Here is an 18,709-nt window from a genome sequence, read left to right on the forward strand (position 1 = left end):
TACTTATTAAACAAAAATGAAATATTCAAATAGCTTTTGTTCCTTTTGTGGTTAAAATAAAAAGCTTTTAAATTAAAAACAGCGCCATTAAAAATTAATGACGCTGTTTTTTATTGAAATTGATTTCATTTAAATTCAAATGATAAGCAGGTTTTAACCTCTCGCCTTCTCATCCGTAAAAAACTGATAACCTTCTTTTTTATTGATAAGCTGTAACGGATATAATTTAGGATTATATTCTCCGTTCAATACTTCATTCAATGCATGTTTTTTGGATTCACCGAAAGCTACAACCAATATATTTTCAGCTTTATTGATCAAAGGTTCGGTCAAAGTGATCCTGAACATTTCCTGAGGTTTTAAATAATAAGCAGAAACCCATTTTTCTTTTTCATCTAAAACTGCTTCACCCGGAAATAAAGAAGCGGTGTGACCGTCATCCCCCATTCCTAAAAGGATAAAATCAAAAATACCTTCGTTTCCAAGAATATTTTTAATTTCCTGCTCGTATTCCTTAGCATAATCTTCAGGTTCTACTCCATCTTTATACATTGGGAAAATTTGGTCTTTATTGACAGGAACTTTATCAAAAAGTGCTTCAAAAGTCATTTTTGCGTTACTTTTTTCGTCATTTAAAGAAACCCATCTTTCATCAACCCAGAAAAAGTATACTTTATTCCATTCAATTTTTTCTGCATATTCTTGGGTCGCCAACAGATTAAAAATCGCTTTTGGAGAAGATCCTCCGCTTAACGCAACCACAAAACGGTTATTTTTCTGAATAGATTTTTTTGAAAGATCAACAAACATATCTGCTGCCTTTTTGTACAAATTATCTAAATCATCAAATACTGTAATATTCATTTTCTTCTTTTTAAATTAATATAATCTTAAACCCAGTTGTGACCTTGTCTTTCAACCAAAGCAACACTTTCTTCCGGACCCCAGCTTCCTGCTTCATAGTTCGGAAAAGATGCTTTACCATCTTGCCAAGCTTCCTGAATCGTTTTTACAACATCCCAGGCTTCTTCTACCTGATCTGAACGCATAAACAAAGTAAGATCACCTAAAAGCGCATCCAATAATAGTGTTTCGTAAGCTTCCGGAGTATCCTCCTGACAGGCAAAATTATCAAAGATCATTTCAACAGGCTTCAAAACCAATGAAAGTCCAGGTTTTTTTGCCATAAACTGCAGTCTGATATCCATCAACGGTTGAATATTAATAATCAATCTGTTAGCCGATAAATGTTGTGAACTTTCTGAAAAAGTTGAATGCGGAAGCGGTTTAAACTGAATCGTAATATAAGAATGCTTCTCCTTCATTTTCTTTCCGGTACGAACGTAGAACGGAACGTCTTGCCATCTTTCGTTATCCAGATAAAATTTTACGGCTGCGAAAGTTTCTGTATTAGAATCTTCGGCAATTCCTTCTTCCTGACGGTAAGCTTTAGCCTTAACTCCGTTCACAACACCTTTTCCGTATTGACCTCTTACTGCGTAATGATCAACCTGATCTTCTGAAATTCTACGAATCGATTTAAGAACATCTACTTTACGATCTCTGATCTCGCCCGATTCTAATGAAGCTGGCGGTTCCATTGCAACCATACACAGGATCTGTAACAGGTGATTTTGAATCATATCTCTCAATGCTCCCGTCTGCTCGTAGAAACTTCCTCTCGTTTCAACGCCAACTTCCTCGGCAACTGTAATTTGCACCGATTCTATGTGTTTACGATCCCATAAAGGTTCAAAAATAGAATTTCCAAATCTAAATGCTAGAATATTCTGTACCGTTTCCTTTCCTAAATAATGATCGATACGGTAAATCTGCTCTTCTTCAAAAGTCTCAGCCAACAAGCTGTTTAGTTCTATTGCCGATTGTTTATCATGACCAAAAGGTTTTTCGATAATGATTCGGTCTTTTTTAGCATCCGAAGCTAAAGACGTATTTTTAATATGATTGGAAATCGTAGAAACAAAATTAGGACCGATTGATAAATAAAACAACCTGTTCCCTCTTGTTCCGTAAACGGTATCAAAATCTTTTAATTTCTGATGCAGATTTTTGTAAGAATCTTCCTCATCCAATTGATGCTGAAAATAAGTAATATGAGCCTGAAAACCTGCCCAATCTTCTGAAGTTATCTTTTTTCTTGAGAAATTCTCAAGGTTTTCTTTAATGTAATTTTTAAAATATTCGTTGGTATTATCTGCTCTTCCAAGGGCTACAATATTAAAACCTTTGGGCATTCTCCCATCGATATATAAATTATAAAACGCCGGAAAAAGTTTTCTTTTTGCCAAATCTCCTGTAGCACCAAAAATGATAATTGTAGTTGGATGCAAGGCTTTATTTTCAGTCATTTTTCCGAATTTTAATGAGTTGCTGTTTGCCATAAAGTGTGAAAAACACCTTCTCTGTCTGTACGCTGATACGTATGAGCTCCAAAATAATCACGCTGAGCCTGAATTAAATTAACAGGAAGCGATTCCGTTGTATAAGCGTCAAAATATCCTAAAGCAGTCTGCATTCCTAAGCTTGAAACTCCGTTTGAAGCAGCAAAAGCAGCCATTTTTCTTAATGAATTGATTTTATCTTTAACGATAACAGAAATATCCTGATTTAATAAAATATTAGATAAATTAGAATCTTTAGTATATGCTAAATAAAACTTTTCAAGTAAAACTGAACGAATGATACAACCACCTCTCCAGATTTTTACAACATCTTTTAATGGAATTTCAAATTGATATTCCTCAGAAGCTTTTACCAATAAAGCAAGACCTTGTGCATAGCTGATCAATGTAGCTAAATACAACGCATCTCCTACTTCTTTGATAAATAATTCTGTATTTTCCGGAGTTGCAATTTCATTTTTAGTATATAATTGAGAAGCCTGAACTCTCTCTTCTTTATACGCCGATAAAATTCTTGAAGTTACTGCAATATCAATAGTTGGAATAGAAACCCCGATTTCCATAGCTTGTTCGGAAGTCCATTTTCCGGTTCCTTTTGCGCCGGCTTTATCTAAGATCTGGTCAACAAGATAACCGTCTGTCAATTCATCTTTTTGTTGGAAAATATCTCTTGTGATTTCGATTAAGAATGAGTTCATTTCACCATTATTCCATTCTTTGAAAACCTGGTAAAGCTGATCGTTATTTAATTTAGCTCCTCTTTTCAGTAAATCGTAAGCTTCGCTGATCAACTGCATGATGGCATATTCGATTCCGTTGTGTACCATTTTCACATAGTTTCCAGCAGAACCTTTTCCCATGTAAGCTGTACACGCTTCTCCGTCAACTTTTGCAGAAATTGCTTCCAACATTGGCTGAAGTAAATTGAAAGCTTCCAAATCTCCACCAGGCATGATACTCGGGCCTGTTCTGGCACCTTTTTCACCTCCGGAAACTCCCATTCCCATAAAATGTAGGTTTTTTGAAGCTAAGTCAGCAACACGTCTATTGGTATCTTTGAAATAAGAATTACCAGCATCAATAACAATGTCTCCCTTGCTTAAAAGTGGCGTAATACTATCCAGAACTGCATCTACAGGTTTTCCGGCAGGAACCATCAGAATGATTTTCCTAGGTGTTTCTAAAGCAGATACAAAATCTTCTAAAGTAGCAGTGCCTTTTACCTTCATTTCCGAAGTAGCACCATCCTGTAATTCTTTTACTTTTTCGGTATCAAGATCAAATCCTGCAATCGAAAAGCCATTGTCGGCAATATTATAAAGAAGATTCCTCCCCATCACTCCGAGACCGATCATCCCGTAATTATATTTATCCATTTTTATTGATATTTATATGAATTCTATTTTACGGAGTATAAAATTACGAAAATGCTAATTAGTAAAAAAATAAATGGATGGAAAAATATTTTAGGATAGTAATTTGAAAGTTTTTGTATTGATTAAAAACATGTTTTATTTAAATATAAAATATTAAAAATCAACACTTTGAAATAAGTAAAATATACTTAAAGAATAATCTTTAATAAAAATATTGATTATTAATTTTTGATTGAAATAATATGATAAGCTAAGTTTTAATTCATTTCATTTAAGAACAATCAACCAAGAATTTAATCAGCCTTTTAAACGAAAATATTTTGATAAAGTCATGATTTGGGAATTTTTCAAACAATTGATAAGCTATTTCGACGAACAGACGAGCCATTTCATCTAATTTATAATGGCCGTTTAATTGGAAATTTGCAAAGGTTTTTTAATCTAAAAAAAACAGAACATTTATTACATCACAATTAAAAGCAATTTATTATGAATAAAAAAAATAATACCTTAAATATGCCAATTCTAGGAGTTGGTACTTTAATCCCCGACGCAGCCACAACAATAAATGCTGTTATGTATGCACTGGAAGCAGGATTTAGACATTTCGACGCTGCAGAACGTTATAGAAACGAAAGTGAAGTAGGTGAAGCCTTGAAATTAGGAATGGCTGTAAATGGCATCGCTCGAGAAGACATCTTTATCACCACAAAATTATGGAACACGAACCATCGACCTGACCGTGTAGAAGCAGCTTTTAATGCAAGTCTTGAAAGACTTCAGCTCGATTATCTGGACTTATATTTAATTCACACTCCGTTTGCATTTCAGGCAGGAGAAGAGCAAGATCCGCGAGACGAAAACGGGAATATAATTTATGATCAGGACGTAAGTTTATACGATACCTGGAAAGCAATGGAAAGCTTGGTAGATCAAGGGAAAACCAGAGCCATCGGACTTTCTGATGTGAATGTAGAACAATTAAAAGAGATTTATGAATCAGCAAGAATTAAACCTGCAGTGGTACAAGTAGAATCTCATCCTTATCTTCCCGAAACAGAACTTCTAGAATTTTGTAAAGAAAAAGGAATTATATTCTTGGCATTCGCACCATTAGGACATGGGATAAGACCCGGTTTGCTTGAAAATCCTGTGATTGTAGAAATTGCTGAAAGTATTCAAAAAACTCCGGCTCAAGTTCTTTTGGCGTGGGCAGTACAACGTGGGACAGCTTTGCTTACAACACCTAAAACTGAAGAACGGGCAAAAGAAAATTTTAATATACCAAGTCTTTCAGAAGAAGCAATGGCGAAAATTAATAATATTACGACCAGACAACGTTACAATCAGGTAGTAAAAACAGGATCACCAGGTTTTATTCCACAAAATTTTTTCGATTAAGAAAACTAAAATTTTATCATTTTTATTATTGTAATTTTCAATTCTGTTTCCAATTATTGGAGGCAGAATTGATGCATTAAATCCTCATGTTAATCCCAAAATCAGAGATAAAACTTTTCTATCTTTGTTAAGAAAATAGATGAATTAAAAGTATAAATTCCTTTAATTAATATCAAATCAGATGAAAACCTTTTCCCTTTCAACACACAGCAAACTTTTCTCCGTTCCCGAGAGCAAAAAAGATTATCTTTTTGTTGGATCTTCAAATCAGCCATATCATGAAGAACCCTATCGTGCAGAAAGTTATGCTATTGCGTACATCAAAGAGGGAACAGTAAAATTGAATGCAGGCTTGTCTTCATGGACGGTCGAAGGACCATCAATTATTACTTTGGGACCTTCAGTCATCAGATATTTTACGAAAACCAGCGATCTTTTAAATATGGATGTTATTTTCTTTAAAGATACTTTCTTGTTGGAACGTCATCCTGATCTTTTCTTTCTTTTTAAATATGATTTTTTCGGAAATAATGGACTTCACGTCTTGCCATTAAAGGAATCCTGCTTCAATAAAATCAATAAAATTTTTGAACTGATTCAATTGACACAGCTGGGAAATGATTATCATAGAAGTGAACTTGTCCGAAACTACATTTTTGCCTTAGTTTATGAAATTGATACCTATTATAGACAAGTAGGTTCAGAAATTTCGTCACTCAATGGCCAGCATCCTCTTTTTACAAAATTCAGGCAACTGCTCAGTAAAAATTATATGAGTGAACATAAGCTTGATTTTTACGCCAAACAGCTTTATATGACTCCAAAATCATTCTCTGCTGCTATTAAAAAATACACCGGAAGATCTGCAGGAAAATGGATTGACGATGCAGTGATTCTGGAAGCAAAAGTTTTACTTCAAAACAAAACATTGACAGTCTCTCAAGTGAGTGATCTCCTCAATTTTTCTGATCAATCCGTGTTTGGAAAGTTTTTCCGTGCGAATACCGATGTTTCTCCTGTAGAGTACAGAAAAAGACTTGACTAAAATAATTCTGTTTTTTCAAAAATAAGCCGTTTCGACGAATATCAAGGGTAAACAATCGACTTTAACTGCCTATTTTGTAGGAATTTTGTCTAATGAAAATTTAAATAAAAATTTGAATCATGACAAAATCAGTACCCTCCAATTTGTCGCTTGAGAAGAGACAAATTGATAACAAAAAATTATATTCATTAGTTTTCGCTTTTTGGATCTGTACTTTTTTGCTGTTTCCAATAACAATGATTGCCCAAAACAACACAGAGGAAAAGTACCAACTTACCCTTTCTGAAGCTATACAATTGGCAAAACATCAAAACCAATCGGTTCAGGCAGCGGATATTGAAGAAAACGCGGTGTATGAAGACCGTAAAGATGTTTATAAAAGTGCTTTACCAACCATCAACGCGGGAAGTTCTTATCAACGCTTTTCCAATCTTACCTTATTTACAGACGGATTGAATCATTCGACTTCAGGAGCAAGAAAGCCTAGTCCCAACTCTGCAAATCTGGGAGTTGATGTCTCCTTCAATATTTATAGTGGTGGAAAACAAAAAGCTTTACAAAACGAACAAAATTCACGTTTAAAATTAGCCAAATTAAATACATTGGACACTTCAGGAAATGTCGCTTTTCAAACTGCAAGTGAATATCTTGAATTATTGAGACTTAATGAATTGCAGAAATTTATTTTAGATCAACTTAAAAGAGCTCAGGTAAGGCTGGACAATATTAATTCGCTGTACAAAAATCAAAAAGTAACCAAAAGTGATGTTCTTCGTGCGCAAGTTATCTTGTCTAATGTTGAGCTTTCTTTACAGCAAAATCAAAATGATATTGGCATTACGAATCAAAAATTGATTGTATTAATGGATCTACCCGATTCTGTACACTTATCTCCCATCGATTCTGCGGGAATTCAAAAACCGGAAATCAATTCGCTTTTACCTCTTATCGAAAAAACAGAGAACTCTTCTTTCAACATACAAAAATCAACAGAAAATATAAAATTACAACGTACAAAAGTCAAAATTGTTCAAAGTAATAATATGCCAAGTGTGAGTTTTTTCAGTGCTTATGGATTGAATTATCCTAATTATTTGTTTTTTCCTCCGGTAGATCAGGCTTATTCTATTGGTTTTGTAGGTTTAAAAATGCAATATAATATTTCATCTATTTATCAGAATAAAAACAAGCTAACTGCGGCCAAAATGCGCGTAAAAGAATTGGAATTATTACAGAAAGAGCAGATTCACGTCATCAATTCACAGATTAAAGCGTATTACATTAAATATGAGGAAGCGCTTAACAGAATTTCAGTCAATGAAAAATCCGTAGAACAGGCAAAAGTGAACTACAGAATCGTGAATACAAAATACCTAAATCAATTGGCTTTACTGACGGATTTGCTAGACGCAGACAATCTTTATCAGGAATCAAGATTAAATCTGGCAAAAGCCCAAACCGATGCGCTGACCATCTACTACCACATTTTATATACAAGTGGAAATTTATAAAAGAAAAAATTAAAGACATGAAAAAAAATGATCATAAAAGGCATCTCGGCAATATTATTATCAAAATTGCAGCTATAATTCTGATAATTGCAAGTACGGTTTATTTCTTCAATTATTTAAAATTCAACAAAAACTATGAAGAAACAAATGATGCACAGGTAGAATCTTACATCAATCCGGTTTCAGCAAGAGCAGGCGGATATATTGAGAAAGTTCTTTTTAATGAACATCAATTCGTAAAAAAAGGCGACACATTAGTTATATTGGATAACAGCGAATATCTCGCTCAATTGCAGTCTGCTGAAGCTTCTTTTGATGATGCTCACAGTCAGTTGGCCGTACTTTCTGCGACTATTCATTCTGCTCAATCTGGTACGCAAATCAATAGAGATCAGATAAAAGGGGCTCATGCAAAATACGTTCAACAGCAACAGGATATCAGACGGTATGAAAATTTAGTGAATGAAGAAGCTGCAACAGGAGCAGAGCTTGAACAGGTAAAAGCCCGTTACGACGTTTCAGAAAGTGATTACAGCGCCGCACAAAATGGTCTCAAAACCAATGAAGCCAAAATCGCAGAACTCAGAACTCATTTTGCGATTCTTCAGGCTGACATTAAAAGAAAAGAAGCGGCATTGAAATTAGCCCGACTTAATCTGTCTTATACCATTATTAAAGCACCGTATTCCGGAAGATTGGGACGTAAAAACATTTTGGAAGGACAACAAATACAGTCAGGACAGCCTTTGGTGAGTATTATTAATGAAAAAGAAAAATGGATTACGGCAAATTTTAAAGAAACCCAAGTTTCAGAAATGTACATCGGACAACCTGCCGAAATAAAACTGGATGCGATAAACGGTAGAGTTTTTAAAGGAAAAATTGCCGCCATTGCAGGTTCTACAGGATCTCGATTTTCGCTTTTACCGGCTGATAATTCTACGGGAAATTTTGTAAAAATCATTCAGCGAGTGCCCGTGAAAATTGAATTTTCAGATAAAAATACCGAAAGAATTGTTGCGGGTATGAATGTCACAGTTTCCGTTAAAAAAAGATCTTAATTATGAAATCCATTTATTTTAAAGACTGGACGGCAGGCTGGAAATGGGCAACCCGTATCACCTTGTTTTTCTTGCTGTTATCAGGATTGGTTCAATTGGGAATGTTTGTATTTACTCAAAATTATCTGGTTTCGTATTTGGGTACTCAACCGGAAGATATTTGGTTTGCTGTAATGGCAACCTATGCAGGAATTATCACCATTTTGCCAATACAGTTTCGATTTTTGAGGTATTTTGAAACAAGAAGTTATTTATTGTTTAATATTGTGATTACCATTATTCTCAACATTGTTTGTCTTTATTGTCAGGATATTTTTTTATTTTTTGTGATCAGATTTGTTCAGGGAATTTTTGCAGGAAATGTGATTGTCTGTACATTAACATTGGTCTTTTCATCATTAGCTCCCGAACGTGTAAGACCAATTGGCTCGGCTGTTTTTTATGGAACAATGCTTAGCAATACTGTTTTGATTGCATTGGTGTCAGGCATTGTTGTAGAATCATTCGATTGGAAATTTACCTATTATTGTCTGATTTTATTTCAGTTTTTTATGCTCGGCTTGGTTTTATTACTATTAAAACGAAAATCAGGAATTAAAAAATATCCTTTGTATCAAATCGATTGGGCGGGAATGATCATTTTTGCATTCACCTCACTTTCTGTAGCTTATACAATTCTTTACGGTTCAAAATATTATTGGTTTGAAGATTCCAGAATTTGTTGGAGCGCTTTTTTCGGACTCATCGGACTCCTGTTATTTATTTACAGACAGCTCATAGCAAAAAGACCTGTCGTGAATTTAGACGTTTTTAAGTCACGTAATTTTCTCATCGGACTTTGTCTTCTGGCAATCTATTATGGCGGAAAAGACAGCATGAACCTAATCTACAATTACGCAGGAGGAATTCTAAAATGGAGTACTTTGGATGTTATTTTACTCACTGCATCTAATCTATCAGGAATAGTGATTTTCCTAGTTTTTTCCATTCGCTTAATTGTTGTAAAAAAGATTTCTGTGACTGCTTTTTTTGCTCCGGGATTTGCATTATTGGGCGGATTTAATTTGTGGATGTCTTTTTTCTTAACACCTGATTTATCTTTTACAGATTTATTTTTGCCTGTGTTTTTGCAGGGGGCGGCTTCCGGACTTTTGTTTGTACCCATCATGATTTATGTGCTTTCATCCGCTCCGGTACATACAGGAACAACAGGTTTGATTATCGCTGCATACACACGTTTCACAGCAACTTTAAATTCATTTGCGGGATTTTATAATCTTCAATTATATTTTAATCAATATTTTAAGGAAGGGTTTTTAGGATACATTACAACCGAAAATCAAAATACGATTGACCGCCTGAATTTCTATAAAAATCTATACATTTCGAAAGGCTTTTTACAGGATCAGGCTGTTGCGTTGGCAAATTCAACAATTGCACAAAATGTGGCACAACAAAGTCAGTTATTGACAAATCGGGCAATATTCATGATATTCGGAATTGTATTGATATTTGTAGCGGTTTTAATTCTAATCATCCCTCCTATCCATAAAAAATTGATGGCTTTTAAGGCTCAAAGAATATTTAAAATTCGTTTAAATACTTTCAAAAACATTCATTAATATTATAAATTCATTTTTACCTATGTTAACAGATATTATCAGTAAAAATCTTGAAGTTATTTTCGTTGGAATTAATCCAGGTTTAAAATCTGCCGAAGACGGGCATCATTTTTCAGGAAGAAGTAACCGTTTTTGGAAAGTTCTTCATTTATCGGGTTTCACAGATTATCAAATCGAGCCAGAAAATGATACTGAGATTTTAAATTTTGACTGTGGCTTGACGACCGCCGTGGCCAGAGCAACTTCAAGAGCAGACGAACTTTCAAAAGAAGATTTTGATGAATCTCTTGAGTTTTTTAAGATTAAAATGAATAAATTTCAGCCAAAATACATTGCATTTTTAGGGAAAGTTGCTTACAAAACCTTTTCAGGAAAAAAGCAGATTGAGTGGGGATTGCAATCTGAAGCTTTTCTAGGTTCGAAAGTCTGGGTTTTGCCTAATACAAGCGGTTTGAATCGAGGATTTTCGCTTGAAGATCTAGTTATTCGTTATTCTGAACTTTATAATGTAATTAATAAGAAATGATAACAAGGTTTTCTATTTTAGAGTTACTTGAAAAATGGGCAGATCAATATCATATTGATAAGGTTATTTTAATGCTTCAATAAAAATGAATGAGCAAACAGCTTTTACAATTTTGTCTGACAATAAATATTGTTGTTACCACAAACACAGATTAATTATTTCAATTCCTTATTATTTAACAAAGTATATTGATTTTTAAAATTTGATATTAATTTCAGTTATCAGTATTTATTTTATCTTTGAAATTGCGCAATCGATTACAGTTTAAATTTTATTTTTTAATTAAAAAAATTTATAATACCGACAGTGCAGGATAATTTTTTATCACAATTATTTTAGATTGCAATAATGAAAATTATTTAAAATAGTCTTCCTTAAACTATACAACTCCATCATTATGAAAAAATATGCTTTATTCTGTCTTTTACTATTGATATCGATCTCTTTTTCGGCTCAATATAAACCTTGGACTTCAGCACAGCAGCCTTTAAAAGAAATTGATGCGTTAAAAAAACAAATTGTAAAGCCAAATTTCAGAAAACAAGACTATCTCATTACTGATTTTGGTGCCATTGGTGACGGAAAGACAAAAAATACAGTAGCATTTAAGAAAGCAATCGAAAAATGTAATTCAGAAGGCGGAGGAAGAGTTGTAGTTCCAAAAGGAGTTTTTCTGACGGGTGCTATTTATTTAAAAAGTAATGTAAATCTGTATGTAAGTGAAGGATCAACTATCTTATTTAGCCATGACAGTAACGATTATCCTATCGTATTCACAAGATGGGAAGGAATGGAATGTATGAATTATTCATCCCTAATTTACGCTTACGAAGAAGAAAATATCGCCATAACCGGAAAAGGAACATTAGACGGAAATTCGGACAACGACCATTGGTGGTTTTGGTGTGGAGCCAAACAATATGGTTACAATGAATCCCGTCCCGGAAGACAAAATCCAGCTCGTGCAAAACTTCACGAATATATGGCCGCAAAAAAAGATCCGAGAGAAAGAATTTTTGGAGATGGACATTATCTGAGACCTAATTTTGTTCAGCCTTATAAAAGTAAAAATTTCTACATGGCAGATGTTTTAGTTAAAAACTCTCCAATGTGGAATTTGAATCCTGTTCTTTGTGAAAATGTTTTAATTGAAAGAGTAAAAATAATCAGTCATGGTCCTAATAATGACGGTTTTGATCCTGAAGCCTGTAAAAATGTCTGGATCAAAGATTCTTACTTCGATACAGGAGACGATTGTATTGCCATAAAATCAGGAAGAGACGAAGACGGAAGAGGTATCGGAAAACCCGCAGAAAATCACATCATCGAAAACTGTGAAATGAAAGACGGGCACGGTGGTGTTGTGATCGGAAGCGAAATTGCAGGCGGTGCTAAAAACATTTACGCCATAGGAAATGTGATGGACAGTAAAAATCTTGACCGAGCTTTAAGAATTAAAACTAGTTCAAGCCGCGGTGGAATCATTGAAAACGTATTTTTCTACAATACAAAAGTTGGTGCGTACAAAGAAGCGGCTGTCCGTTTCAACATGCATTATGAAAAACCCGGCAACTTTATCCCGACCATCAGAAACATTTGGGTAGAAAATTTACAGGTGGAAAAAGGCGGAAAATATGCCGTTCTTTCTGATGCTTACGAATCTTCACCGATAACAGATTTCACGATGATAAATGCTAAAATTAATGGCGTTGAGATTCCCTATAAAGTTGATTTCTTGAAAAATGTGACACTGAAAAATGTAACCGTTAACGGAAAACCTTTAACCAATTTTAAATAAAATGCGAAGAAAATCCATTTTAGCAGGTTGTATCATTTTATCCGTCTATTCACTTTCATTTTCCCAATCGAAACATTGGCAGAACAATGAAAGAGAACTGCATTATAAGGAAGATAAAGGTGATTTTTTATTGGTTAATGGAAAATACCGTTTCAACCGTGCTTTGTATGGAGACAACCGAGCTTCAAGAGTCGAAGCCGGAGATTTACCGGAATTCGCGCTGTATCTTCCGGGAATGGGCGGAAATCTTCAGTTCGTTATTCAAAAAGGGAATTCCATTAAAAAATTGATTAATGCGGAAAGGATTGAAACCCGTTATCGTCCGGGATCAATGCTTTACAATATTAAAGATCCTATTCTTGGATTTGGAACTTTAAAACTAACCGTTTTAGCACAATCCAAAGAAGAAGGTTTAGTTTTAAAAATGGAAACAGAAAATGTAGATTCTTCAACAAAAATCTACGCTGTTTATGGCGGAGCGAGCGGAACAACATTCAGTAGAAACGGCGATATTGGCGCAGATCCGGAATCGGGATTTTATCTGTTGCCTGAATATTGTCTAATTAATGAATATAAAATCAGTAAAAATCAGTTTCAATTAAATTATTTAAACAAGAAAAAAGAAACTCAAATCGTTAACGGAAGCTTTTCAAATGTCAATTCTCTTCAATTCACTGATGCAAAAACATTAGAAAAACTATCTGATTTTACTCAAAATAAAAATGAACAATCTCCGATAATTTACGCTTCATATTCGGCAGAAAAAAATCCTGTTTACATTCAAATTGCAAAAGGAAAATCTGATAAACATTTTTCAGACGAAGAGTTAAAGAATATTTTTAACGAATCTGAACAATCTCGTTTAAATTTAACAAACCGAGTTCAGTTAAAAACTCCCGATTCAGATTTAAATAATTTCGGGGCAACTTTAGCAATTGCAGCAGACGGAATTTGGGAAAGTCCAACCTATCTTCACGGCGCTGTAGCATGGAGAATGCGATTAAATGCATGGCGTGGTACATATGTAGCAGACGCTCTAAGTTGGCACGATCGCGCAAAAGAACATTTTGAAAGTTATTCAAATTCTCAGGTTTTGAAACCAGATTTCGCACCTGTTGAGATGGATACTTTACTCCATTTAGCTCGACATGCTGAAAAAATGGGAAATTCTGTATTTTCAAGCGGATATATTTCGAGGAATCCAAATGATAATTCAAAACCACATCATTATGATATGAATTTGGTTTTCTTTGATCAGATGTTTTCTCATTTCAATTACACCGGAGACGTTGAGTTTTTAAAGAAAATGTGGCCAACGATGGTTCGTCACATGGATTGGGAAAAACGAAATTTCAAACGTGGTGAACTTTACGATGCTTATGCCGCAATTTGGGCAAGTGATGCTTTACAATATTCGGGTGGAAAAGTTACTCACACTTCTGCCTATAATTACAGAGCCAATCGTGAAATGGCAAAATTGGCGAAAATTATTGGCGAAAATCCTCAACCATACGAAAAAGAAGCTGAATCGATTTTGAACGCAATGAAAAATCAGCTTTGGATTAAAAATAAAGGATATTTTGCTGAATATAAAGACTCTTTGGGTAATCAAATTCTTCATGACAAACCCGGAATTTGGTCAATTTATCATGTTTCGGATGCTTATATTTTAAATGAGTTTGAGGATTATCAAAACACTCAATATATCAATAATTATATTCCAAAAATTCCGATAAAAGTAAAGGGAGAAGTCGATAAAAACTATTATACTTTATCGACTACAAATTGGCAGCCATATGATTGGTCGATCAACAATGTAGCTTTGGCAGAAAACCTACAAACCGCCTTGGCGTATTGGCAAGCTGGTAGAACTGAAGATGCTTACCGACTTTGGAAAGGCAATTTGGCAGAAAGTATGTATTACGGAATCAGTTCGGGAAACTTTGAACAACTGTCTCATTACGATGCGTTTCGTGGTGAATTGTACAGAGATTTTGCCGACCCGATTGGTGTTGCTGCAAGAACTTTAACGGAAGGACTTTTCGGGGTTTATCCTAAATTATTAGAAAATAAAATCAGTATTAAACCAGGCTTTCCTAAAGGTTGGAATTTTGCTGAGCTAAAACTTCCTGATTGGGAATTTAAATTTAACCGAAACTCAAAAAAAGCTGAATATTTTTTCAAATCAAATTATTCAAAATCGGTTGTTTTGGAAATGCAGATTCCTGTGAATTATACTCAAATACAATCGGTGAAAGTGAATGGTAAAAATGTGAAATTCGTGATAAACCCAAATTCTATTTCACAACCTTTTTTACAGTTTGAAACTCCGATTGGAAAAGAATTTAAGATTGAAATTAATTATTCAGGAGAAGTATTAAAAAATGAAAAGACAGATTATGTAAGCTACATTTCTGAAAACCTTCAACTTCATTTAGATTCAAAAAAGAAGATTAAAGCAGTTTTTGATCCACAGGAATTGATTAAAAATAGAAAAGACAATCAATTTGAATTAATTAAAGAAGAAAGAAAAGGAACTTTTTTCGTTCAGTTAGAGCAAAATGGAACCAAATGGTGGCAGCCTGTAAATGTTGATATCCGTTATCCTTTGGAGACAAAATGGGTAAATAAAAAGTTGCAAATTCAATCAAAATCATTAAATCAGATTAATGGAAAACTGAGTATTAATGGTTTAAATAAAACTTTTTCAGCTCATAAAAATCAATTAACATCAATTGAAATTCCTCAAAATATTTTAAGTAAAGGAACAAATTTTATTGAACTTGAATATAACGGAATTAAACAAAATATAGAAATCACAGATTGGGAAATTGAAAACAAAGGAGAATTCAATACCATTTCATTAGCTTCAAAATATAATGAAAGCGTAACTCAAATTTTCAACCAAAAATATCTTTCGCCAAGGCTAAATGTTCCGACATTACAACTTCCGTGGCAGGGAATTGGAAATTGGTGTTATCCATTAATCAACGCTCAAATCGACGACAACGGATTGATGAATAAAAGAAAAAACGGTAAAGTTGATTTTCTTGGAGTTCCTTTTTTAATTGATAATTCGGAGAAAAACATTGTCTTTACGAGTCAGTGGGATAATTTCCCTAAATCGGTTGAAATTCCCATTTCAGGAAAAGGAAAAAAAATCTATTTTCTGATGGCAGGTTCTACAAATCCGATGCAATCACAGATTATTAATGGAAAAATTACCGTTCAATATGCTGATGGTTCGACTACAGAATTAGAATTAAAAAATCCAACCAATTGGTGGCCGATCGAGCAGGATTTGCTTGATGATAATTATGCTTTTGAAATTCCGGATGATAAAATTCCGTACAGAGTAAAATTAAAAACTGGAGAATTATATAAAGGCGGAAGTTTAACGAAGTATTTAGGCATTATAGGATTTACCGATCGTGCTATAGAAGGCGGTGCAGCAACGATTTTGGATTTACCTATTGACCCGAACAAAGAATTAAAAACTATAAAATTAACGGCAGTGAGCAACGATGTTGTTATCGGAATGATGAGTGCCACTGTACTTAAATAAAATAAAAATAATTAAAAGCTTTTTACCACAAAAGCTTCAAAAGAAATGTTTGAAAATAAAGTGTTGCAAGAGTTTACAAAATATAAAATGTTATTTCCATTATTTTGTCGTCTTTTAAATATCTATTCAATGCTAAAATCTTTTGATTCTTTTGCGGTTAAAACATAAAATAAATTAAAAAAATGAAGAAATTAGTCATATATCTAAGTCTTTTTTGCATTGGATTTTCTTCTCTCAATGCCCAGAAAATTGACCGTCAAAAAGTCGTTCAGCGTCATAATATCGTCAATACAAAAGTTGATACATTGTCTTCTTTGACCGTCGGAAATGGAAAATTTGCGTACACCGTTGATGTTACCGGAATGCAGTCATTTCCTGAGGTTTATAAAAATGGAGTTTCTTTGGGAACTCAATCCGAATGGGGTTGGAATAGTTTTCCAAATACCGAAAATTACAAATTTGATGAGACGTTAAAAGCTTACGACTTCAATAATGATGGACGAAAAGCATTGTATAGTGTCCAGCTCAAAGAACCGGAACGTAATAAAAAAGCTGTTGAATATTACCGTGTGAATCAACATCGTTTGCAGTTGGGAAATGTGGGAATTGAACTCTATAAAAAAGATGGTCAGAAAGCCAAAATTTCAGATTTACAGAACATCAATCAGAAAATTGATTTGTGGACAGGAATTATTACGAGTGAATTCTCATTGGAAGGAAGCCCAGTAAAAGTATGGACAGCGTCTTTCCAAAATTCAGATAAAATTGGAGTTAAAATTGAATCAGATTTAATTACTCAAAAAAGACTAAAAGTATTCGCGCACTACCCATCTCCTTCCGGACAATTCTTGGATGACGCAGTTTTTTATGGCAATGAAAAAGATCATTCTACAAAAATTATTTCATCAAATCCAACTCAGGGATTGATTGAACATAAATTGCAAACTGCTGATTATTTCACTCAACTATATTTTACAGACGGAAAATTAAGCGAAGCGGGGAAACATTATTTTGTTTACGAACCTTCTTCTAAAAACAAAACAATAGAATTAAGTGTTGAATTTTCGTCTAAAAATCCAAAAAGCAGTAAAACATTATTTGCTGATGCAGAAAAAGAAAGCACTTCAGGATGGAAATCTTTTTGGGAAAGCGGTGCTGCTGTAGATTTTGAAGGAAGTACAGACCCAAGAGCAAACGAATTGGAACGCAGAGTTGTTTTATCGGAATATTTAACCAAAGTACAATGCGGAGGAAGCAATCCACCACAGGAAACAGGTTTAACTTTCAACAGCTGGTACGGAAAACCACACACAGAAATGCATTGGTGGCACGGCGTTCACTATGCTTTGTGGGGAAGACCTGAGATTTTGGAAAAACAATTAGATTATTATTTCAGATCATTTGAAAAAGCAAAAGCTTTAGCCCAAAGACAAGGCTACAAAGGTGTTCGATGGATCAAAATGTCTGATAACGACGGAAACGAAAGTCCATCTTCTGTAGCGGCCTTTTTGATATGGGAACAACCACATCTTATTTATATGACCGAACTTTTGTATCGCGATAAAAAGGACAAAAAAGTCTTAGAAAAATATAAAGATCTGATTTTTGCAACAGCAGATTTTATGGCAGATTTTGCCACTTACGACAAAGAAAAAAAACGTTATAATTTGGGTAAAGGTGTAATTCCTGCTCAGGAAGTTTTTCCTGCTAAAGATACTTACAATCCGACTTATGAAGTGGCATATTGGGATTGGGCATTGAAAGTTGCTCAAGAATGGAAGGAAAGATTAGGACAACCGAGAGATAAAAAATGGGATGATGTCATTTCAAAATTGGCTCCGCTTCCGGTTCAGGATGGTGTTTATTTGTCGACCGAATCTGCAAAAGATTCTTTCACTTATCCAAAATGGATGACCGATCACCCGGCAGTTCTTGGAGCGTTGGGAATGGTTCCGGAATCTCCGAAATTGGATAAAAAAATCATGAAAAACACACTCGATATCGTTTGGGAAAGATGGAACTGGGAACACACCTGGGGTTGGGATTTTCCGATGACGGCAATGAATGCTGCAAGATTGGGACTTCCAAACAAGGCTTTGGATGCGCTTTTCATGAATATTCAAACCAATACTTATCTGAAAAACGGTCACAATTATCAAGATGGTCGTTTACGAATATATCTTCCCGGAAATGGCGGTGTTTTAACAACCGTTGCTATGATGCTTGAAGGTTGGGATAGCTCAAAAGGCGAATTCCCGGGCTTTCCTAAAGATGGAACTTGGAAAATTAAAGCCGAAGGTTTCAAAAAAATGCCTTAAAAATTTTACATTCATACTTAGTTGGAGTCTGTCCTGAAAGGGGCAGGCTTTTTTTATGTTCAA

12 protein-coding genes are annotated in these 18,709 nt (G+C 34.3%); 9 read left to right on the forward strand and 3 right to left on the reverse strand.

Annotated elements, in window-relative coordinates; translation table 11 throughout:
* Positions 1 to 153: 153 nt before the first annotated feature.
* From pgl to gndA, 3 genes are read right to left on the reverse strand one after another with little or no spacing between them, the layout of a single operon-like run.
* A complete protein-coding gene (gene pgl / locus SB689_RS04030) occupies positions 154 to 864 on the reverse strand; it encodes a 6-phosphogluconolactonase (protein WP_410690849.1) in 711 nt (236 codons plus the stop codon).
* A 26-nt stretch (positions 865 to 890) separates the two neighbouring features.
* Entirely contained in the window at positions 891 to 2,369 is a 1,479-nt protein-coding gene (zwf, locus tag SB689_RS04035) for a glucose-6-phosphate dehydrogenase (protein ID WP_410690850.1), read from the reverse strand.
* Positions 2,370 to 2,380: 11 nt separating this feature from the next.
* Positions 2,381 to 3,799 carry an NADP-dependent phosphogluconate dehydrogenase gene (gene gndA / locus SB689_RS04040; protein WP_410690852.1) on the reverse strand — a complete coding sequence of 473 codons (1,419 nt, stop codon included), beginning with the start codon at positions 3,797 to 3,799 and terminating at the stop codon, positions 2,381 to 2,383.
* Positions 3,800 to 4,288: 489 nt separating this feature from the next.
* Here gndA and SB689_RS04045 point away from each other — a divergent pair, with 489 nt between their 5' ends.
* The 9 genes from SB689_RS04045 (at position 4,289) to SB689_RS04085 (ending at position 18,646) form a co-directional block, all read left to right on the forward strand.
* Positions 4,289 to 5,200 carry an aldo/keto reductase gene (locus SB689_RS04045; RefSeq protein WP_410690853.1) on the forward strand — a complete coding sequence of 304 codons (912 nt, stop codon included), beginning with the start codon at positions 4,289 to 4,291 and terminating at the stop codon, positions 5,198 to 5,200.
* A 181-nt stretch (positions 5,201 to 5,381) separates the two neighbouring features.
* A complete protein-coding gene (locus SB689_RS04050; protein WP_410690854.1) occupies positions 5,382 to 6,245 on the forward strand; it encodes a helix-turn-helix domain-containing protein in 864 nt (287 codons plus the stop codon).
* A 119-nt stretch (positions 6,246 to 6,364) separates the two neighbouring features.
* On the forward strand, positions 6,365 to 7,756 hold the full coding sequence (locus tag SB689_RS04055) for a TolC family protein (protein ID WP_410690855.1): 1,392 nt from the start codon (positions 6,365 to 6,367) through the stop codon (positions 7,754 to 7,756).
* Between the two features lie 17 nt (positions 7,757 to 7,773).
* Positions 7,774 to 8,817, forward strand: a complete 1,044-nt coding sequence (locus SB689_RS04060; protein WP_410690857.1) for an HlyD family secretion protein — start codon at positions 7,774 to 7,776, stop codon at positions 8,815 to 8,817.
* Positions 8,818 to 8,819: 2 nt separating this feature from the next.
* Positions 8,820 to 10,439 (forward strand): MFS transporter, encoded by a 1,620-nt coding sequence (locus tag SB689_RS04065; protein WP_410690859.1) that lies wholly within the window; start codon positions 8,820 to 8,822, stop codon positions 10,437 to 10,439.
* A gap of 22 nt (positions 10,440 to 10,461) precedes the next feature.
* Entirely contained in the window at positions 10,462 to 10,965 is a 504-nt protein-coding gene (gene mug / locus SB689_RS04070) for a G/U mismatch-specific DNA glycosylase (protein WP_410690860.1), read from the forward strand.
* A gap of 397 nt (positions 10,966 to 11,362) precedes the next feature.
* On the forward strand, positions 11,363 to 12,763 hold the full coding sequence (locus SB689_RS04075) for a glycoside hydrolase family 28 protein (protein ID WP_410690861.1): 1,401 nt from the start codon (positions 11,363 to 11,365) through the stop codon (positions 12,761 to 12,763).
* A gap of 1 nt (position 12,764) precedes the next feature.
* A complete protein-coding gene (locus tag SB689_RS04080) occupies positions 12,765 to 16,328 on the forward strand; it encodes a DUF4450 domain-containing protein (RefSeq protein ID WP_410690862.1) in 3,564 nt (1,187 codons plus the stop codon).
* A gap of 182 nt (positions 16,329 to 16,510) precedes the next feature.
* Complete coding sequence (locus SB689_RS04085) at positions 16,511 to 18,646, forward strand: hypothetical protein (protein WP_410690863.1); 2,136 nt, start codon at positions 16,511 to 16,513, stop codon at positions 18,644 to 18,646.
* Positions 18,647 to 18,709: the final 63 nt, after the last annotated feature.

It is taken from the genome of Chryseobacterium sp. SIMBA_038 (assembly GCF_046535115.1).
In the GTDB taxonomy this organism is placed as follows: Bacteria; Bacteroidota; Bacteroidia; order Flavobacteriales; family Weeksellaceae; genus Chryseobacterium.